At 71.8% G+C, this 19,129-nt stretch carries 19 protein-coding genes; 13 read left to right on the forward strand and 6 right to left on the reverse strand.

What is annotated here, in order from left to right; genetic code table 11:
* Positions 1-68 precede the first annotated feature (68 nt).
* Both ABTZ99_RS38455 and ccsB read left to right on the forward strand, forming a co-directional pair.
* A complete protein-coding gene (locus ABTZ99_RS38455; protein WP_499618000.1) occupies positions 69-449 on the forward strand; it encodes a hypothetical protein in 381 nt (126 codons plus the stop codon).
* The gene (gene ccsB / locus ABTZ99_RS38460; protein WP_499618001.1) at positions 442-1,320 is read left to right on the forward strand and encodes a c-type cytochrome biogenesis protein CcsB; all 879 of its coding nucleotides are present in this window, start codon (positions 442-444) and stop codon (positions 1,318-1,320) included. The genes ABTZ99_RS38455 and ccsB overlap by 8 nt, the downstream gene beginning before the upstream one ends.
* On the opposite strand, the gene ABTZ99_RS38465 is transcribed toward ccsB, so the two are convergent.
* Together ABTZ99_RS38465 and ABTZ99_RS38470 are read right to left on the reverse strand one after the other, a co-directional pair.
* A complete protein-coding gene (locus ABTZ99_RS38465) occupies positions 1,302-2,264 on the reverse strand; it encodes a GlxA family transcriptional regulator (protein WP_498779013.1) in 963 nt (320 codons plus the stop codon). The two genes, ccsB and ABTZ99_RS38465, sit on opposite strands and share 19 nt — an antisense overlap.
* A 52-nt stretch (positions 2,265-2,316) precedes the next feature.
* Positions 2,317-3,237 carry a phosphotransferase enzyme family protein gene (locus ABTZ99_RS38470; protein ID WP_499618002.1) on the reverse strand — a complete coding sequence of 307 codons (921 nt, stop codon included), beginning with the start codon at positions 3,235-3,237 and terminating at the stop codon, positions 2,317-2,319.
* Positions 3,238-3,348: 111 nt separating this feature from the next.
* Here ABTZ99_RS38470 and ABTZ99_RS38475 point away from each other — a divergent pair, with 111 nt between their 5' ends.
* Positions 3,349-5,355, forward strand: coding sequence for a neutral/alkaline ceramidase (locus tag ABTZ99_RS38475; RefSeq protein WP_499618003.1), 2,007 nt, complete (start codon positions 3,349-3,351; stop codon positions 5,353-5,355).
* Here ABTZ99_RS38475 and ABTZ99_RS38480 read toward each other — a convergent pair.
* On the reverse strand, positions 5,352-5,789 hold the full coding sequence (locus tag ABTZ99_RS38480; protein ID WP_498779007.1) for a DUF6098 family protein: 438 nt from the start codon (positions 5,787-5,789) through the stop codon (positions 5,352-5,354). The genes ABTZ99_RS38475 and ABTZ99_RS38480 overlap by 4 nt on opposite strands.
* Before the next feature lie 61 nt (positions 5,790-5,850).
* On the opposite strand from ABTZ99_RS38480, the gene ABTZ99_RS38485 reads away from it, so the two are divergent.
* From ABTZ99_RS38485 to ABTZ99_RS38495, 3 genes are read left to right on the forward strand one after another with little or no spacing between them, the layout of a single operon-like run.
* On the forward strand, positions 5,851-7,359 hold the full coding sequence (locus ABTZ99_RS38485; RefSeq protein WP_498779006.1) for an FAD-dependent oxidoreductase: 1,509 nt from the start codon (positions 5,851-5,853) through the stop codon (positions 7,357-7,359).
* Positions 7,359-8,432 (forward strand): carboxylate-amine ligase, encoded by a 1,074-nt coding sequence (locus ABTZ99_RS38490; RefSeq protein ID WP_499618004.1) that lies wholly within the window; start codon positions 7,359-7,361, stop codon positions 8,430-8,432. The genes ABTZ99_RS38485 and ABTZ99_RS38490 overlap by 1 nt, the downstream gene beginning before the upstream one ends.
* On the forward strand, positions 8,429-9,427 hold the full coding sequence (locus ABTZ99_RS38495) for an iron-containing redox enzyme family protein (protein ID WP_499618005.1): 999 nt from the start codon (positions 8,429-8,431) through the stop codon (positions 9,425-9,427). Before ABTZ99_RS38490 ends, ABTZ99_RS38495 begins: the two co-directional genes overlap by 4 nt.
* A 10-nt stretch (positions 9,428-9,437) precedes the next feature.
* Here the strand turns inward: ABTZ99_RS38495 and ABTZ99_RS38500 are convergent, their stop codons facing one another.
* Entirely contained in the window at positions 9,438-9,629 is a 192-nt protein-coding gene (locus ABTZ99_RS38500) for a CDGSH iron-sulfur domain-containing protein (RefSeq protein ID WP_498779001.1), read from the reverse strand.
* Complete coding sequence (locus ABTZ99_RS38505; protein WP_498779000.1) at positions 9,613-10,260, reverse strand: HemK2/MTQ2 family protein methyltransferase; 648 nt, start codon at positions 10,258-10,260, stop codon at positions 9,613-9,615. The genes ABTZ99_RS38500 and ABTZ99_RS38505 overlap by 17 nt, the downstream gene beginning before the upstream one ends.
* Before the next feature lie 98 nt (positions 10,261-10,358).
* Here ABTZ99_RS38505 and ABTZ99_RS38510 point away from each other — a divergent pair, with 98 nt between their 5' ends.
* The 4 genes from ABTZ99_RS38510 (at position 10,359) to ABTZ99_RS38525 (ending at position 14,096) form a co-directional block, all read left to right on the forward strand.
* Positions 10,359-11,120 (forward strand): alpha/beta fold hydrolase, encoded by a 762-nt coding sequence (locus ABTZ99_RS38510; protein ID WP_499618006.1) that lies wholly within the window; start codon positions 10,359-10,361, stop codon positions 11,118-11,120.
* Positions 11,121-11,289: 169 nt separating this feature from the next.
* The gene (locus ABTZ99_RS38515; protein WP_499618007.1) at positions 11,290-11,742 is read left to right on the forward strand and encodes a hemerythrin domain-containing protein; all 453 of its coding nucleotides are present in this window, start codon (positions 11,290-11,292) and stop codon (positions 11,740-11,742) included.
* Positions 11,743-11,888: 146 nt separating this feature from the next.
* Complete coding sequence (locus tag ABTZ99_RS38520) at positions 11,889-13,064, forward strand: endonuclease (RefSeq protein WP_499618008.1); 1,176 nt, start codon at positions 11,889-11,891, stop codon at positions 13,062-13,064.
* Between the two features lie 156 nt (positions 13,065-13,220).
* Entirely contained in the window at positions 13,221-14,096 is an 876-nt protein-coding gene (locus ABTZ99_RS38525) for an LLM class flavin-dependent oxidoreductase (RefSeq protein WP_498778995.1), read from the forward strand.
* 723 nt (positions 14,097-14,819) lie between these two features.
* On the opposite strand, the gene ABTZ99_RS38530 is transcribed toward ABTZ99_RS38525, so the two are convergent.
* Positions 14,820-16,235: a pyridoxal phosphate-dependent decarboxylase family protein gene (locus ABTZ99_RS38530; RefSeq protein WP_499618009.1), complete on the reverse strand. Its 1,416-nt coding sequence runs from the start codon at positions 16,233-16,235 to the stop codon at positions 14,820-14,822.
* A gap of 638 nt (positions 16,236-16,873) precedes the next feature.
* Here ABTZ99_RS38530 and ABTZ99_RS38535 point away from each other — a divergent pair.
* The 3 genes from ABTZ99_RS38535 (at position 16,874) to ABTZ99_RS38545 (ending at position 19,090) form a co-directional block, all read left to right on the forward strand.
* Positions 16,874-17,179 (forward strand): hypothetical protein, encoded by a 306-nt coding sequence (locus tag ABTZ99_RS38535; protein ID WP_498778992.1) that lies wholly within the window; start codon positions 16,874-16,876, stop codon positions 17,177-17,179.
* A 42-nt stretch (positions 17,180-17,221) separates the two neighbouring features.
* A complete protein-coding gene (locus tag ABTZ99_RS38540; protein WP_498778990.1) occupies positions 17,222-18,469 on the forward strand; it encodes a nucleotide sugar dehydrogenase in 1,248 nt (415 codons plus the stop codon).
* Positions 18,470-18,547: 78 nt separating this feature from the next.
* On the forward strand, positions 18,548-19,090 hold the full coding sequence (locus ABTZ99_RS38545) for an EF-hand domain-containing protein (RefSeq protein ID WP_499618010.1): 543 nt from the start codon (positions 18,548-18,550) through the stop codon (positions 19,088-19,090).
* The last annotated feature ends 39 nt before the right edge of the window (positions 19,091-19,129 follow it).

A 19,129-nucleotide genomic window follows, 5' to 3' on the forward strand; every position in this document is an offset into this window, starting at 1 on the left:
CCCTCTCCGACATCTACTACAACGCGTAGTGCTACGTTGCGTAGTAGTCCGCTCGGAGGGGTTTGTCGATGATCCAAGTCCTGGCGACCGCGTTGACGGTCGTCGCGTTGGCCGCCGCGGCCTGGGCGCTGGTGCTGGCCGTGCTCGACCACCCGATCACGTTGCGCACCAGGCCGACGCTCGGGTTGGCGGTGGTCGTCCTGCTGCTGGAGGCGGGCCTGCTGGTGCAGGCCGCGGTCGGGGTGGTGGCGATGCTCGGCTCGGACCGGGAGCTGGACCGGGCGACGTTCGTCGGCTACCTGGTCGGCGTGGCGGTCGTGCTGCCGCTCGGCGCGGTGTGGTCGGTGGCTGAGCGGTCCCGGTGGGGCGCTGGCGTGCTGACCGTGACCTGCCTGAGCGTGCCGGTGATGATCCTGCGGCTCGACCAGTTGTGGGCCGGCCATGGGTGACCGCCTCGCCGTGCCCGCCCTGCTCAGCGACTGGCTGTTCACCAGCGCGTTCGGCGTCTACATGCTCGCCGCCCTGCTCTGCTCTGCCGAGTACGCCCTGACCCGGCACGCGGCGAACCCGCCCGCGTTCGCCGTGCGGCTGGGGCGTTCGGGTGTCGCGTTGACCGTCCTGGGCGGACTGCTGCACCTGGGGTCGGTGGTGCTGCGCGGTGTGGCGACCGGCCGGGTGCCGTGGGGCAACATGTACGAGTACCTGTCGGCGGTCGGGTTGATCGCCGTCGTCGCGTGGCTGTACCTCGTGTCGCGGTACGACCTGCGCCGGATGTCGGTGTTCGTGCTGCTGCCGATCGCGTCGCTGCTGTTCGTGGCGGGCAACCGGCTCTACGCCGAGGCCGCGCCGCTCGTGCCGCCGCTGCGCTCGTACTGGATCATCATCCACGTCGCCGCGGCGATCATGGCCAGTGGCGTGTTCCTGCTGTCCGGCGTGGTCAGCGCACTGCACCTGGTCGGCTCGGGCGAGTTCGCCAGGAAGGGCGAGCCGAGCCGCCGGCTGCCGCCGGTCGAGCACCTGGACAAGATCGCGTACCGCACCGGCGCGGTCGGGTTCCTGACGCTGACGTTCGCGATCATCACCGGCGCGGTGTGGGCCGAGCAGGCGTGGGGCCGGTTCTGGGGGTGGGACCCGAAGGAGACGGTCGCCTTCGTCTCATGGGTCTGCTACGCCGCCTACCTGCACGCGCGGGCCACGGCGGGCTGGCGTGGCCGGCGCTCGGCGTGGCTCAACGTCATCGGCATGGTCGTGGTGCTGTTCAACCTGTTCTTCGTCAACCTGGTCGCGGTCGGCCTGCACTCCTACGCGGGCGTCGACTGAGCCGGACGGCGGAAGGCGGAGCGGTAGGCGTGGGGGTTGGTGCCGACGACCCGCTTGAACCGGTCCCGGAACGCGGTGGGCGAACCGAAGCCGACCCGTGCCGCGATCCGGTCCACCGGGTGGTCGGTGGCCTCCAGCAGGTGCTGCGCGCGGCGGATGCGCGTGCGGTGCAGCCACTGCAACGGCGTGGTGCCGGTCTGCTCGCGGAAGCGGCGGTTGAGGGTGCGGGTGCTCATGCCCGCGTGCGCGGCGATGTCGGCCAGGCCGAGGTCGCGCGCGCAGTTGTCCTCCATCCACCGCAGCACGGGTTCGAGCACGGAGCCGCGGGTCGTCGGCGGCTGCTCGTGCACGATGAACTGCGCCTGGCCGCCTTCGCGCTCCAGCGGCATCACCGACAGGCGGGCGGCGTCGGCGGCCACCGCGGAACCGTGGTCCTGGCGGATCAGGTGCAGGCACAGGTCCAGTCCGGCGGCGGCGCCGGCCGACGTGAGCAGCCGCCCGTTGTCGACGTAGAGGACGTCCGGGTCGACCTCGATCTCCGGGTGGCGTGCGGCCAGCGCGCCGGCCGCCGACCAGTGGGTCGTGGCACGCAGCCCGTCGAGCAGGCCGGTGGCCGCGAGGACGAACGCCCCGGCGCAGATCGACGCGAGCCGCGCGCCACTCGCGGCGGCGTTCCGGAGGGCGTCGAGCACCTCGTCCGGGATCGGCGCGGTCGCGTCGGCGCAGCCGGGCACGATCACGGTGTCCGCGTCGGCCAGCGCGTCCAGGCCCCACGGCGGCTGGAGGGTGAACGCGCCCGCGTCGACCGTCGGCGTGGCGCCGCAGACCAGCACGCGGTAGGCGGGCTCGCCGTCGGGCAGGCGGGTGCGGGTGAACACCTCGATCGGCGTGGACAGGTCGAACGGGACGACGTGGTCGAGGGCGAGGACGGCCACCGTGCGCATGGTGGCACCGTAGCGCCGGCCGGTGCGACCCCGGCGAACCACTTCGGGGCGGTTAGACGTCCGCCAGGCGGAGGCGTTCGGCCGACTGCGCGCGGACGGCGTCACCCGACACCGGAACGCTGCCGTGCAGTGCCTCCCAACGGGCGTTGTGCGCCGCCTGCCAGAGGCTCGCCGCCCACGCGACCTCCAGCTCCTCCGCGGTGAACCGGCGTCCCCGGCGGTCCTGGTAGGCGTCCAGGAACGCGGCGGAGCTCTCGACCGGGGCCAGCGTCGGCGGCGAGGCGTGCACGAACGAGCCGCACGCCGCGCCCACCAGCGCCGCCTCCGGCTGCCACGCCAGGCTGTCCCAGTCGTGCACGGCCCACACCTCCCCGTCCCGCCAGCGGAGGTTCTGCCCCTCGTAGTCGGCGTGCCCCAGCACGCGCGGCAGGTCGGCGGCCAGGAGCCGCTTGCGCACCCGGGCCGCCGTGTCGACGACGTGCTCGGGCACGGCGGTCTGGTCCCGGTCGTCCAGCAGGGGGATCGCCGGCCACAGCCCCGGATCCGCGTGGTCCCACCGCGCCCAGCGCGGGTTCGGCAGCGGCGGCGGGACGGTCGCGCCGGCCAGGTCGGCCATCAGCCGGGCGAACACCTCCGCGTAGCGCACGGCGACGTCCGGCGAGTCGCCCGCCAGCGGCTCACCGCCGGGCAGGTACTCCTCGGCGTGCACCGCGAGCGTGCCGACGGTGTCCGCGGGCGTGAGCGGCCGGGCGCACGGGAAACCCCGCCCCGCCAGCCATGCCTGCGCGGCGACGCACGACGCGGCACGGCCCTCGTCCTCGCGCGCCTTCACCACGACGTCCCGCCCACCGGCCAACCGCAGCCCGAACACCGTCGACATCTGCCGCACCGCGAACAGCACGTCCACCGGCTCGTCGCCCAACCGGTCCGCGCACCAGGCCGGCAACCAGTCCGGCAGGCCGTCCGACATCACGACGACCACTGTGCCAGGCGGGGGCTTGCCCGCGTGTCCTGGATCACCTACCGTCGAGTAAAGATGAAGACGTTTCGCGTATGGCGAACCGGATCGGGTCGGGGAGTGCGGATGCGGGTCTCGCGACGGTCGTTGGCGGCAACGGCGCTGGTCGGCGCGCTGGTCGTGGTGGGGCTGCCGGTCGCGGACGCCGCGCCGCAGCCGTACCTGGTCGGCCGGGGCATCTCCGACGTCACCGGCCCCGCCGCCGAGAACGGGATGATGGGCTACTCGGCGTTCGACCAGAAGACCACCGGCATCCACCAGCGGCAGCGCTCACGCGCGTACGTCGTGGTAGACCAGGCCACCGGCAAGCGCGTCGCGTACGTCAACGCGGACCTGGCGATGATCTTCCGGGCGGTGCAGGAAGCGGTGCTGGCCAAGCTCCAGGCCCGGTACGGCTCGCTCTACACCCGCGAGAACGTGCTGTTGTCCGCCACCCACACGCACGCCGGGCCCGGCGGCTACTCGCACAACCTCGCCTACAACCTGTCGATCCTGGGCATGCAGCCGCAGACGCTGGCCGCGATCACCGACGGCATCACGGAGTCGGTCGTGCGCGCCCACGAAGACCTCAAACCCGGTGAGCTGACCCTGGGGCGCGGCGAGCTGACCGACGCCAGCGTGAACCGCTCCCGGGTCGCGTTCGAGCGCAACCCCGACAAGGGCCACTTCCCGCAGGCGATCGACCCCGCCATGACGGTGCTGAAGTTCCGCCAGAACGGCGCGGACGTCGGCGCGATCAGCTGGTTCGCCACCCACAACACGTCGATGACCAACAAGAACACGCTGATCAGCCCGGACAACAAGGGCTACGCCTCCTACCAGTGGGAGCACGACGACCGGGGCGTGCGGTACCTGGAGGACCGTCCCGGGTTCGTCGCCGCGTTCCCCAACACCAACGCGGGCGACATGTCGCCGAACCTGAACCTGCGCCCCGGCTCCGGCCCGACCGAGGACGAGGTGGAGAACACCCGGATCATCGGCGAGCGGCAGAACCGCAAGGCGCAGCAGGTGTTCGCGGGCCCGCAGACGCCGGTCACCGGCGCGGTGGACTACCGGATGCGGTTCGTGGACATGGCCGCGGTGACCGTCGACGGCCGCTACACCACCGACGGGCGACCCGGCACCACGTGCCCCGGCGTGGTCGGCGCGTCCACCATGGCGGGCAGCGTCGAGGACGGCCCGGCGATCCCCGGCTTCAGCGAGGGCATGACCAGCCCGTGGAAGGCGCTGTTCGAGCCCTTGGACGTCGAGGTGCCGCAGTGGCTGCGGGACTGCCAGTACCCGAAGGCGTCGCTGGTGCCGACCGGCCTGGTGCAGGCCACGCCGAACGTGCTGCCGCTGCAGATCGTGAAGATCGGGCCGCTGCACCTGGTCGCCGTGCCCGGCGAGGTGACGATCGTGGCCGGCCTGCGGATCCGGCGCGCGGTGGCCGCCGAGGCGGGCGTGCCGCTGGAGAACGTGCTGGTGCAGGGCTACGCCAACGACTACAGCCAGTACGTGACCACCCCGGAGGAGTACGACCTCCAGCAGTACGAGGGCGGCTCGACCCTGTTCGGCCGCAACACCCTGCCCGCCTACCAGCAGGAGTTCGCCGCGCTCGCCGCGTCGCTGCGCGCCGGCACGCCGCTCGCGCCCGGCCCCACGCCCACCAAGCCGCCGTTCACCGAGCTCAACCTCCAGACCGGAGTGGTGTTCGACGACAAGGCCCCGTGGCACTCCTTCGGCCAGGTGCTGACCCAACCCGCCACCGCCTACGCCCCCGGCCAGACCGCCACGGCGGTGTTCGTGACCGGGCACCCGAAGAACAACCTCCGCCGCAACGGCACGTTCCTGGAGGTGCAGCGCCTCGTCGACGGCACCTGGACCAGGCACGCGGACGACGGCGACTGGTCCACCCGCTACCGCTGGCAGCGTGACGGCGTGGCCAACTCGAACGCCACGGTCACGTGGACGATCCCGGCCGACACCCCCTCGGGCACTTACCGCATCGTCCACCACGGCGACTGGAAGAGCGGCTGGACCGGCGCGATCACCCCGTTCAGCGGCGCCACGAGGACGTTCACCGTCAGCTAGCCCTCGCGGTCCAGGGGGCCCCACGTCGTGGCGGCATGCTCCTCGACCAGGCGCTCGCACTCCGTGAGCACGTCATCCGTGATCCACCCGATCGGGTGGCGGCATTCCACCAGGGGCTCGTTGTCCGGGCCGCGACCGACCTCGGTGCCCTCCAGGATCCACGGTCGGGTGCCCGGCCCGCGGCGTTCCCGCAGGTGGCGGTAGTCGTGCAGGCGCCGGGCCACCCAGAGCCGCAGGGGTCTGTCGCCCCACCAGGGTTCGACCGCCAGCGCGTTGGCGGACAGGCCGGGCAGCCGCACGCCGCTCAACCCGTCCCGGCTGCGCCGGTCGCTGTCCGCCTCCGGGCCGCGCGACCAGCGCACGTACAGCCCGCGGGCGGGCGCGCGGTCCTCGACCAGGGCGACCAGGTCGGCGAGATCGGTGAAGGTGCGCATGCGCCGGGGTTACCGCGGGGACGGAGGTTCGAACACGGAATGCCCGGGTATCAGCTAGAGCATGACGGAAGCGACCACGACCGCCCGCCACTCGCTGTGGTCCGAGGCGATACCGCACGGCCGGTTCCCGGCGCTCACCGGCGAGACGGCGGTGGACGTGGCGGTGGTCGGCGGTGGCATCACGGGTATCACCACGGCGTTGCTGCTCAAGCGCGCGGGCCTGCGGGTCGTGGTGGTGGAGGCCGACCGGGTCGGCAGCGGCGTCAGCGGCAACAACACCGCCAAGGTGACCGCCCTGCAGTCCACTGTGTACTCGACCATCGAGCGCAAGCACAACGCCGAGGCCGCGGCCGACTACGCCTCCGGCAACGCCGCCGCCGTCGACCGGGTCGCCGCGCTGGTGTCCGAGGTGGGGATCGACTGCGACCTGCGCCGGATGCCCGCCTACACGTTCGCGTTCGACGAGCAGGGCCTCGACGCGGTCGAGAAGGAGGCCGAGGCCGCCGTGAAGGCGGGATTGCCGGTGTCGCGCGACCGCGGCGAGCTGATGGGCGTGCCGTTCCCGGTCGCGGGCGCGGTGCGGCTGGACGACCAGCTGGCGATCCACCCGGTGAAGTACGTGCGCGGCCTCGCGAAGGCCGTGGACGGCGACGGGTCGCGGGTCTACGAGGCGAGCCGGGTGCTCCGCATCGAGGACGGCACGCCGTGCCGCGTCCACACCGAGGAGGGCACCGTCGTCGCCGAACGCGTGGTGATCGCCACGCACTACCCGATCCTGGACCGCGGCCTGTACTTCGCGCGGCTGGAGCCGGTGCGCTCCTACTGCGTCGCGATCCGGTTGGCGTCGGGCACACCGCCGACGGGCCTGGGCATCAGCGCGGGCGGCACCACGTGGTCGCTGGCGAGGTCCGGCGACCTGCTGATCGTCGCCGGGCGCAGCCACGCCGCCGGGACGTCGCCGGGCGAGCCGTACGAGGAGCTGACCAAGTTCGCCGCCGAGCACTGGGACATCGCCGAGGTCACCCACCGCTGGTCCGCGCAGGACCCGACGTCCTACGACAACCTGCCGATGATCGGCCCCTACGTCCCGGGCTCGTCCACCTTGTACGGCGCGACCGGGTTCATGAAGTGGGGCCTGAGCAACGGCACCATGGCCGCGGAACTGCTGACCGACCTGATCGTGGGCCGGGAGAACCCGCTGGCGTCGCGGTTCAGCCCGCACCGGCTGACCCTGGGCGCCACGCCGAAGCTGGCGGCGCTGAACGCGAAGGTGGCCGTCGACCTGGTCGGCGACCGGCTGAAGTCCGCCGAGGTCGACTCGGTCGCGGACGTGCCGGTCGGCGAGGCGCGGGTGGTGCGCGACGGCACGGGCAAGGCCGGGGTGTACCGCGACGAGGCGGGCGGCGTGCACGGCGTGTCCCTGCGCTGCACGCACCTGGGCTGCCTGGTGCGGTTCAACCCCGCCGAACGCAGCTGGGACTGCCCGTGCCACGGGTCCCGGTTCGACGTGGACGGCGCCGTGCTGGAAGGCCCGGCGACCAAGCCGCTGCCGCGCCGCGATCCCGCCTGATGACGGTGGGCGTCGAGGAGGAGTTCCTCCTCGTGGACCCGTCGACGCGCCGTCCCGCGGCACGGGTGGCGGACGTGCTGGCACGCGTGCGCGACCTGCCGCCGGGCGCGAAGGCCCACCTGGAACTCAGCGCCGTGCAGGTGGAGTTCGCCACCGGTGTGTGCGGCGACCTGGACGAGCTGCGCGAGCAGCTGGCGGCCGGTCGGCGTGAGTTGGCCGACGCGGCTCACGCCGAGGGGTTGTGGCTGGTCGCGTCGGGGTCGCCGCCGTTGGCCGACCCACGGCCGGCGTTGAGCGCGGGGGAGAGGTTCGAGCGGGTCGGGTCGACCTACCGCGCCCAGGTGGAGGGCTACCAGTGCTGCGGCTGTCACGTGCACGTCGGCGTGCCGGACCGGGAAACGGCCGTGCACGTGGTCAACCACCTGCGGCGATGGCTGCCGACGCTGCTGGCGCTCGGCGGCAACTCGCCGTTCGACCGGGATCGCGACACCGGCTACGCGAGTTGGCGGATGATGGACCAGGCGCGGTTCCCCGGCTCGGGCGTGCCGCCGTTCTGCCGCACGGCCGCCGAGCACGACGCGAGCGTGGCCCGACTGGTGGCCAGTGGCGCGCTGGTGGACGCGAGCCAGACGTTCTGGCTGGCCAGGCCGTCACCGCGGTACCCGACCGTCGAGGTCCGGGCCGCCGACACCGCGGCCACGGTGGACGACGCCGTGCTCCAAGCGGGCCTGACCAGGGCACTCGTCGACACGGCCCGCACCGCGGGAGCCGCGCCCGAGCTGGACGACCAGGTGCTGGCGGCGGCCGTGTGGTCGGCGGCGCGGCACGGGCTGTCCGGCCCGGGGGTCGACCCGGTCACCGCACGTCAGGTGCCCGCCGTCGAGCTGGTGGAGGCGTTGCTGGAGCACGTGTCCGACGCGCTGGGCGACGACCGCGACCTCGTCCGCGCACTGGTGCGCGACGTGCTCGACCGGGGAACGGGCGCGCAACGGCAGCTGAGGGCGGGATCACCCGAGGCCGCCGTGGAGATGCTCGCGTGCACCCCGACCGGAGCGGGTAGTCCACGGTCATGACCACTGTGGACCCTGCCCTCGACCGAGCGGTGCTGCCCGCGCCGCGCGGCCCCCTGTCCGCCGCCGTCCTGGACGCCCTGCGCGGCGACCCGCCGGCGGCCGGCCTGCCGTCGCACGTGTCGGCCGAACCGTACGGCGAAGACCTGCAACTGGCCCTGCACGTGTGCTACGAGCTGCACTACCAGGGCTTCGCGGACGTGTCGGACGCCTGGGAGTGGGACCCGGGGCTGTTGGGCTTCCGCGCCGTGTTGGAACAGGTGTTCCTGGACGCGCTGCGGGCCGACGTGCCCGGTGGCGAGGACATCGGCGGTGTGCTGGACGAGCTGCTGGTGGAGCCGGTCGACGGCGCGGGCGTGAGCCACTTCCTCAAGGACGAGGGGGAGTGGTGGCACATGCGCGAGTACCTGGCGTTGCGCTCGATCTACCACCTGAAGGAGGCGGACCCGCACGCGTGGGTGATCCCGCGCCTGCGCGGTGCGGCGAAGGCGGCGCTGGTGGCCGTCGAGTTCGACGAGTTCGGTGGCGGGCGCGGCGACCGCATGCACTCGCGGTTGTTCGCCGACCTGCTCGCGGGCGCCGGGCTGGACAACGGCTACCTGCGGTACCTGGAGCACGCTCCTGCGGTGATGCTGGCGACGGTCAACCTGATGTCGTTGTGCGGGCTGCACCGGTCGTTGCGCGGCGCGCTGGTGGGGCACTTCGCCGCCGCCGAGATCACCACCGCGCCCAGCGCCACCCGCATGGCGAAGGCGTTGGCACGGCTGGACGCGCACCCGGACTGCGTGGAGTTCTTCACCGAGCACATCGAGGCGGACGCGGTGCACGAGCAGGTGATGCGGCGGGACGTGATCGGCGACCTGCTGGCCCGCGAGCCCGAGCTGACCGCGTCGGTGGTGTTCGGCGTGCAGGCCACGGAACTGCTCGAACAGCGGCTCGGCGACCACCTGCTCGGCGCGTGGGAAGAGGGGCAGACGGCGTTGCGCCTGCCCCTCTGAAGCACATCGGTCAACGTCGTTTGCGGTGGCTCGTGTCGCACAGCGGGTAACGCTTGCTGCGGCGGCACGCGCACACCGCGACGACGAACCGGTCCGAGCACACCACCTCGCCGTCCTCCAGCCGCAGTTCGACCGGTCCCTCCACCAGGATCGGCCCACCGGGCACGACCGTCACCACCCGGGCGTCACGCGGCGTCGGCACGGATCACCACCAGTTCCTCGTGCTCCTGGCCGTGGTCGATGAGCCCGCGCCGGGCCAACCACTCCGCCCGCCCGCGCATCACCGGCCCGAACGCGACCGTGCGGCGGGCCACCACCGACGCCTTCAGGCCACCGCCGCGCAACTGCCTCAGGGTGACGTCCGGATCGCACAGCCCGGAGTGCACCACGAGCCCCATGCCCTTGTCCGCCAACAACAACGGCATCACCGCGCACAGCCGGTCGAGCACGGAACGGCCGTTCGCACCGGCGTCCCAGGCGCGCGCGGGCCCGCGGTCCGGCAAGCCCTCGCTGGGGACGTACGGCGGGTTGGCCGTGATCACGTCGTACTCGCCGTCCCCGACCAGGTCGCCGAAGTCGCCGTGCCGCACGCGCACCGACGTGCCGCGCAACCGGGCGTTGACCCAGGCGGCGAGCAAGGCGCGTCTGCTCACGTCCACCACCGTGATCTCACGTGCGCCCGCCAGTTTCGACGCGACCGCGAGCGCGCCGGTGCCGGTGCACACGTCGAGCACCCGGCCGCCACTCGGTATGCCGGCCTCCGCCAAGGCCTCGGCCATCAACCACGTGTCTTCCTGGGGCCGGTAGACGCCCGGCGGCCTCAACAACCACATAGGACTGTTATTCCCGGCCCCTGCGTCGACAAACGGGGAGGTATGGACCGCTCGAAACGGGGAATCCCAGTGACCCGGCGACGACGCAGGGAGGTCGGATGGGCGCGGTGAAGGTGACCCGTGCGGTGGCCCGCGAACAGGTGCTCGTGGCGCTGCTCGGCATCCCGCGCCTGCTGGCCCACCCGGCGTGGCGCGCCGTCGACCGCGACGAGGGACGCGGGCTCGGCGTGCTGCTCGTGCCGGGCTTCGGCTTCGGCGACTGGAGCCTGCGACTGGCCAGGACCTGGCTGAGCAAGCGGGGTTACGCGCCGATCGGCGCCCGGATCGGGATGAACGTCGGCTGCACGTCGGAGTTGGTCGACCGGTTGGAGCGCAGACTGGAGAAGCACGCCGAGGCGACCGGCGGGCGGGTGGTGCTGCTCGGGCAGAGCCGCGGCGGTGGCCTGGCCAGGCTGGTGTCGGTGCGCAGGCCGGAACTCGTGCGCGGGCTCGTCATGCTCGCCAGCCCGGTGCTGGACCAACTCGGCGCGCACCCCAGCGTGATGCGGGTGGCGCGGACGATGGCGCGGTTGTCGAGTGCCGGCGTTCCGGGCCTGCTGGACCAGGACTGCTTCGCGGGCACGTGCTACGACACCAACTCCGCGGCCATGGCGCAGCCGTTGAAGGTGCCCGCCATCGCCGTGTTCTCCCGCAACGACCTCATCGCGCCCTGGGAGCTGTGCGCCGACCCGTGCGCGGACTGCGTCGAGGTGAACAGCACGCACACCGGCATGGGCCTCGACCCCGAGGTGTACCGGCTCCTCGCGCCGCGACTGGCCGAGTGGGCGCGGAGCCGGGAGCGGGTGTCGGCGGCGAGCTGACCGCGAACCCCCGCCCGGCGATCGGGTGCGCCGGGGACCGTGAGAAGATCGAAAAGGCGGGTGGGGGTGACGGCGGCGCGGTTCTCCGGCGGAGACGGTCTGGTGGTCCCGGTGCCCGCGATCATGGTCCCCGTCCGAAGGTGAGCACGTCATCGAACCGTCGTCGCGCTTGGAGGCGTTCGGGAACCAGCTCGTGCAGGCGCACATCGCGCTGCGCGAGCGGCTGGAGGCGTTGAGCAACGGCCTGGCCGACGGCGCGCAGGTCACCGACCTGTGGTCGCACTGCCTGTCGTTCTGCGCCGCGCTGGAGCGGCACCACACCGCGGAGGACGACGGCGTGTTCCCCGTGCTGGCCCGGGAGCACCCGGAGCTGCGGCCGGTGCTCGACGAGCTGGGCCGCGACCACCGGATCGTGTCGGACGCGTTGGCCGCGCTGGGGAAGCTCGGCGACGTCGAGCCCGAGGTGTTGCAGCGCGAGCTGGCCGGCGTGGCCGCGTTGATGGAAACGCACTTCACCTACGAAGAGCGCAAGATCGCGGACGTGCTGTCGGCGTTGACCGGGCGGCTCGGTGAGGCCGACGCGGAGCTGATCACGCGCGCCACCACCGGCTATGACGCGTAAGTGCCCTTAATAGCTTCAGTGTTGACTGAAAGGCTACTCTTCCCGTGACGAATGTTTCGTGATCATTCACTCGGACGTGTGATCTTTCGTGCGATCCTGCCTGCGCGCGGCAACCCTGCGCCGCGCTCGGGAGGAGACATCCAATCGTGCGACCACGACCCCTGCTGGACCCCCTCGCCGTTGTCGTTTCCGTCGTCGCCGTCGCGGCGGCCCTGCTGATTCCCACCGCTGCCGCCGGCGCCACGCCGATCACCGTCGCCCAGGCCGTCGGCCGGCAGGACGGCGCCTCCGCGACCGTGCGCGGCTACGTCGTCGGGCAGCCCACCGCCACCAACACCGTGGTGCGGTCGAACTTCCCGTCCGACTACGCGTTGGCGCTGGCCGACTCGCCGACCCAGACGAGCACGAGCCAGATGCTGTACGTGCAGATCACGTCGGCGTTCCGGGCCCAGTGGGGCCTGCGGACCAACCCCGGCCTGCTCGGCGCGCGGATCGACGTCACCGGTCCGCTGACCGCGTACTTCTCGCACGCGGGCCTCACGTCGCCGACCGCGTTCGCCCACGCCGGCACCTCGCCGACATCCACCACCACCCAGCCGACCGCCACGTCCACGACGGCTCCCGGCGGCGGCTACGACGACACGTACTACCGCAACGCGCTCGGCAAGACCGGCTCGTCGTTGAAGACGGCGTTGAACGGGATCATCCGGACCAACACCAAGCTGTCCTACGACCAGGTGTGGGAGGCGTTGAAGGTCACCGACCAGGACCCCGGCAACAGCGCCAACGTGATCCTGCTCTACACCGGGCGTTCGCAGAGCAAGACCACCAACGGCGGTGACCCCGACGACTGGAACCGCGAGCACGTCTGGGCCAAGTCCCACGGCGACTTCGGCACCGCGACCGGTCCGGGCACCGACATCCACCACCTGCGGCCGACGGACGTGTCGGTGAACGCGGAGCGGGGCAACAAGGACTTCGACCTGGGCGGCTCAGCGGTCGGCGAGGCTCCCGGCAACTACACCGACGCCGACTCGTGGGAGCCGCGCAACGCGGTGAAGGGCGACGTCGCGCGGATGTTGTTCTACATGGCGGTGCGGTACGAGGGCGGCGACGGCTACCCGAACCTGGAGATGAACGACAACGTCAACAACGGCACCGCGCCGTACCACGGCAGGTTGTCGGTCCTGTTGCGGTGGCACGCGCAGGACCCGCCGGACGCGTTCGAGAAGCGTCGCAACCAGGTGATCTACGACCGCTACCAGCGCAACCGCAACCCGTTCATCGACCACCCCGAGTGGGCGGCGTCGATCTGGGGCTAGGTCCGCGCCCGGTGAGCGCCCGGTCCCGACTCCTCGGTGGAGGTCGGGGCCGGGCGTTCGCGCGTCGGCGGCCGGTAGATCACCCGATCCGGTGTTGACCACTCACGCCTCCTCTGTTCGAATGAACGCATCGCTTGTTCGATCAGAGGGGGTGTCATGCGTGCCGGGATCACGATCCTGCCGGAGTACCGCTGGGCCGAGGCGAAGCCGCGGTGGTTGGCGGCGGAGGCGTACGGGTTCGCCCACGCGTGGACGTTCGACCACTTGGGCTGGGGTCCGCTGGTCGACCACACGTGGTTCGGCTCGGTGCCCACGTTGAGCGCGGCGGCGGTGGCGACGTCGCGGATCGAGCTGGGGTTCATGGTCGCGTCGCCGAACTTCCGCCACCCGCTGCCGTTCGCGCGTGACGTGATGGCGTTGGACGACCTGTCGGACGGCAGGCTCGCCGTGGGCGTCGGCGCGGGCGGGGTGGGCGGCTACGACGTCGAGGTGTTCGGCGGCACGACCAAGGCCGCGAGCCCGGCGCGCCGGTACGAGGAGTTCGTCGAGTTGTTGGACGCCTTGCTGACCAAGGATCGGGTCGACTACTCGGGCGAGTACTACAGGGCCGTGGGTGCCCGGAACGCTCCCGGCTGCGTGCAACGGCCTCGTACGCCGTTCATCCTGGCGGCGAACGGTCCGAGAGCGCTGGCGTTGGCCGCGAAGCACGGCGAGGGGTGGGTGACCGTGGGTTCGGCTCGGGATTCGCTGGACTCGTGGTGGAAGTCGTTGGCCGAGCTGTCGGCGCGGTTCGACGAGGCGCTGGCCGCCGAGTCGCGGGACCGGGCGTCGGTCCGCCGCTTCTTGCAGACCGACGCCGCGCCGGTGTTCTCGCTGTCGAGCGTCGAGTGCTACCGCGACTTCCTGGGCCGTGCGGACGACCTGGGCTTCACCGACGTGCTGGTGCCGTGGCCAAGAGCGGACGGCCCGTTCGCCGGCGACGAGGCGATCGTGGAAACGGTGGCCGCCGAGGTGCTGCCGACGTTGTCCTGACGGGCCGGCGGGTCGGACTCTCGCTCGGCGCGGAAGCCGCCAGTTCGCGGGAGCTGTGACCCTCGTCGGCGATGCTCGGCAGCCCTGGCCGTCCGTCGGCAGCTCGGTTCCGCCTAACCGGGCTTCGCCGATGTGCTGGCGCCGTGGCCGGAAGCGGACGGCCGTTCTCCAGTCAGGATCCTGGACACCGTGGCCGCCGACGTGCTGCCCACGTTGTCCCGACGTGCCAGCCGGCGGGATCGGAGTCGCGTTCGGCGCGGAAGCCGCCAGTTCGCGGGAGCTGTGACCGCGTTGGCGACGATCAGCAGCCCTGGCCGTCGGTCGACAGGTCGGTTCCGCCTAACCGGGCTTCACCGATGTGTTGGTGCCGACGTTGTCCTGACGTGCTGGCAGGTGGGATCGGAGCCTGGTTCGGTGCGGAAGCCCGCCAGTTCGTGGGAGCCGTGGCCTTGGCGATGATCAGCAGCCTTGGTCGTCCGTCGACAGCTCGGTTCCGCCGCCCCGAACCGCAGCACCCGCTCGACCACCGGCGTCACTGTCGAAGGCGGCGACAGTCCCCGGCCAACCAGGCGAGTGCCGCGTCTGAACGCCGAGCCAAAAGGTCGTGCCCGAAGCCTCCGGGCAGCCGGAGCGAAGTCGAGGACCCTGCGGTAGCAGGTGTGCGTGCCTTCGCGTCGGCCTGCCGCAGGGCCGGCTGCGTTGTCCAGGCCGTGGGCAAGCCGTTCAGAGGTCCGTGCACGCGTCGGCGATCGCGGTGTGGATCGTGGTCAGGTCGGACGGCTCCGTGCGCCAGTTGCTGAAGGCCGCACGGAGGGCGGGCTGTCCCTTGTAGACGGTGGGGGTGAGGAAGGTCGCGCCGCTCGACGCGATGCGGCGGGCGACTTCGGCGATGCGGTCCGGGGTCGGTGAGTCGGTGAGGGTGAAGCACACGACGTTGAGCCGGACCGGCGCCAGGACGCGTACGCCGGGGGTGTCCGCGAGCAGGTCGCCGAGGCGGTGGGCGAGGTCGACGGTGCGTTCGACGATCCGGCGGTGGCCGTCCTGCCCGTAGGCGGTGAGGGTGAACCAGGTCGCCAGGGCGCGCAGGCGGCGTGAGTTCTCCGGGGTGAGGTGGACGAAGTCCGGGTCCTCCGTCGGCAGGCCGAGGTACGCGGCGGAGTTGCGGAAGACCTCGACCTGGAGGTCGCGGCGGCGGGTGAACTGGACGGCCGCGTCGTAGGGCACGTTGAGCCACTTGTGGAGGTCGACGCAGATCGAGTCGGCGTCGGCGAGGCCGTCGACGAGGTGGGTGAAGGCGGGGGAGAGGGCCGCGAAGCCGCCGAACGCGGCGTCGACGTGCAGCCAGAACGGTGTGCGCGACCGCAGTTCGACCAGTGCGCGGAGGTCGTCGAAGTCGGCGGTGTTCACGGTTCCGGCGTTCGCGACCACGATGGCGGGCGTGCCGTCGAGTTCGGCGGCCAGCTGCGCGACGTCGATCGCCTCGCGGTCGGGCAGGGTGGGGATCAGGCGCAGGCTGTCCCGGCCCAGTCCGAGCATCGACAGCGCCTTGTAGGTGCTGGAGTGCGGCGCACCCGAGTACACCTTGACGGGGCCGAGCGCGGTGACGCCCGACTCGGCCACCGACACCCCGGCCCGCTCACCCAGCCATTCCCGACCGAGGGCGAGCCCGACGAAGTTCGACATCGTCGCCCCGGTGACGAAAGCCCCGGTGTGGACGTCGCCGAGCCCGAACATCGACGCCAACCACCGCACGGTCTCCCGTTCCAACGCGGACGCGGAGGACCCGTCCGACGCGGCCGGGTTCTGGTCGAACACCGCCGCCAACCAGTCACCCGCGATGCCCGCCGGCGTACTGCCGCCAGTGACGAACCCCAGGTAACGGGGCCCGGCGGACGCGGAGAACCCGGGCGCCCACCGGCGGGCGAACAGGTCCAGCGCGCCCGCGAACCCCGTCCCCGACACCGGCAGCGGATCGCTCGCGGGCGTCACCTCGCCTACGGGCACGACGGGTCGGTCGGGCAGGGCGGCCAGGATCGACGCCGCGTAACGGGTCGTCGCGTCGAGCACGTCCGCCGTGACCGCCGCGTCCGGCAGGTCGGCCGGCTCCGGTGATCCGGGCCCGGCCGTCACGTTCTCCACCACGCAAACCTCCAGTCGACGAAAGGGGCAGCCCGAAGCCTAAGGACCGGCCACCGCCGACGTCCCAGTCCACTTCGCCGAAACTGGACGTCCCGCCCGGTCGCGAAGCGCTTCCGTCGAGCCGTCAGCCGTGGGACTCGCCAGGTCACGGTCCCACCGGCCCGTTCGCCATCCCTGACCCTCCACCCTGAAGCCGTCCCCTGGGTGGCTGGTCCGGTTACTCGCCGTAGGTCCACTGTGGACCGCACTCAGGCGCCACCCCGGCAGCGTCTCACCGTCCGTAGTCGGCTGTCTGTTGCCGTTCGAGCTCCGCCGGATCTGCCGTCGGCGGGCGCGGGCGGGCGCTCGTCCGTGCGGTGGTGTGCCTGCCGTGGCCGCCCTGTTGCGGGTTCGTCACGGACTGCGTCTGAAATTTCTCTTAACTCATAGGGAAGTCCGGTGAGCGTCGCTCGAACTCGTGAATTCGGACGGTGGTCGGATCACCGACACCCACTCGTTCCGCCCGTCCGATGACCGTCCGGATGAACTACCGCCGAAGATCGCAACCTGCCCGAGTGGTGTTCGGTTCAACTACTGCTCGGTGCTCTGGGTGACTGTTAGCTTCCGGACAGCGATTACGTCTAGTGAGGAGGCAATGGGTGAAGCGCTTGTTCGGCGTGGTGCTCAGCGCGCTCGCCGCGGCCGTCGTGCTGGTCCCGGTGAGCCCGGCCGCGCAGGCGGCCACCGGTCGGGTGGTCGTGTTCTCCGTCGAGGTCACTCCACTGAAGACCTACGACGACCCCGAAGGCTGCCAGTCGCTGCCGGCAGGAGCGCACGTGCTCGCCAACCTGACCGACGGCGCCGTCACGATCTACGGCGATCCGACGTGCTTCGCGCCCCTGGTCACGGTGGAAAAGGGTTACGGCACGCACGTGCCCGTGCACGGCGCGAGCTTCAAGGCCTGACCGCCGTGGTGGTCAACCCCAACCGATGTGGAGAGGGCGCAGGTGTCCTTCGATCTGGTCGTGGTCGGAGTCGGCTACGTAGGGCTGCCGCTGGCGGCGGCGGCGACCGCCGCGGGTCTGACGGTGGCGGGCTACGACACCGACCCGGACGTGGTGCGCACGCTCACCGAGGGCCGTTCGCACGTGCTGGACGTGTCGCACACCGAGTTGGGCGCCATGCGCGCCGGCGGGTTCACCCCCACCACCGATCCGGCCGTGATCACGGGCGCCGACACCGTGGTGATCTGCGTGCCCACCGGTCTGGCGCCTGACGGGCGACCCGACCTCGACGCGGTCCGCGCCGCCGCCGAGACCGTCTCCGACCACCTGCGCCCGGGCACCCTCGTGATCCTGGAGTCCACGAGCTTCCCCGGCACCACCGACGAGGTGGTGCGGCCGATCCTGGAGCGGCACGGCCTCGTGGCCGGTGAGGACTTCCCGCTCGGCTACTCGCCGGAACGCATCGACCCCGGCAACCGCACGTTCGGCGTCCGCAACACGCCCAAGGTCGTCAGCGGTCACACCCCGTTGTGCACCAAGCACTGCGCCACCTTCTACAGCCGGTTCGTCGACTCCGTCGTGGTGGCCCGCGGCACCCGCGAGGCCGAGATGGCGAAGCTGCTGGAGAACACCTACCGGTACGTGAACATCGCGCTGGTCAACGAGATCGCGGTGTTCTGCGACCAGCTCGGGGTGGACGTGTGGGACGTGCTGCACTGCGCGGCCACCAAGCCGTTCGGCTTCCAGCCGTTCACCCCCGGACCTGGCGTCGGCGGTCACTGCATCCCCGTCGACCCCCGCTACCTGCTGGACAAGGCCCGTCGTGAGGGCGCGCGGCTGGGCGTGGTGGAAGCGGCCCGGCGGGTCGACTCGGCGATGCCGTCCTACGTCGTCGAACGGGCGGTGCGGCTGCTGAACCGCGCGGGTGTGCCCGTCGCCGGTGCGCGGATACTCCTGCTGGGCGTGTCGTACAAGGCGGACGTGCCGGACACCAGGGAGTCCGCCGCGTTCCGGATCGCCGACGAGCTCAGGGCGCTCGGCGTCGACGTGACCTACCACGACCCGGTCGCGGGTGAGGTGCCCGCGCTCGGGCCGTCCGCCGCCGACCTGGACTCCGCGCTGCGCGCGAGCGACGCCACCGTGCTGCTCGTCGCGCACAGCGGTTACGACCTCGGCCACCTGGCCAGGAACTCGCGGCGGCTGCTGGACGTCACGGGCAGCGTGCCGGGAGGGGAGGTCATGCGCCTTTGAGGGCCCCGTGATCGGGGAGCCGGTCCGCGGACCGGGAGCAGCACGTCAGGTTTCGCAGAATCTTTGAGGAGTGTCCGAATGGTCATGTCCACGGCGGTCAAGAGCGATCGGCTCAAGAAGCGCTTCGAGAAGTGGGACGTCAACGGCAACGGCAGCATCGAGAAGTCCGATTACGAGGCCGAGGCCAGTCGCATCATCGAGGCGTTCGGCGAGGACAAGTCGTCACCGCAGGCGCGGGCGCTGATCGACGCCTACATCTCCATGTACGAGTTCCTGGCGACCAAGGCCGGTGTGGGCGCGGACGGCTCGATGACCGAGGAGCAGTTCCTCAGCGTGGTCGAGGCGCAGGTGTTCGCCGAGGGTGACGCCGGGTTCAACCGGGTGATCCGGCCGACGGTCGCGGCCATGGTGGGCCTGTGCGACACCGACGGCGACGGCGAGGTGAGCCCGCCGGAGTTCCACAAGTGGCTGGACGCCATCGGGGTGGACCCCGCGTCGGCGGTCGAGGCCTTCCGGACCATCGACTCCAACGGCAACGGGACGCTGACCGTGGACGAGCTGGTGGCCGCGGTGCGCGCCTACCACTTCGGCACCTTGGACGTGCCGCTCCTCGGTCACTGAGCCGACGAGCACGACGGCGCCCCGGGAGGATCTCCCGGG

Origin of the sequence: Actinosynnema sp. NPDC002837, from assembly GCF_040295345.1 — a bacterium.
In the GTDB taxonomy this organism is placed as follows: domain Bacteria; phylum Actinomycetota; class Actinomycetes; order Mycobacteriales; family Pseudonocardiaceae; genus Actinosynnema.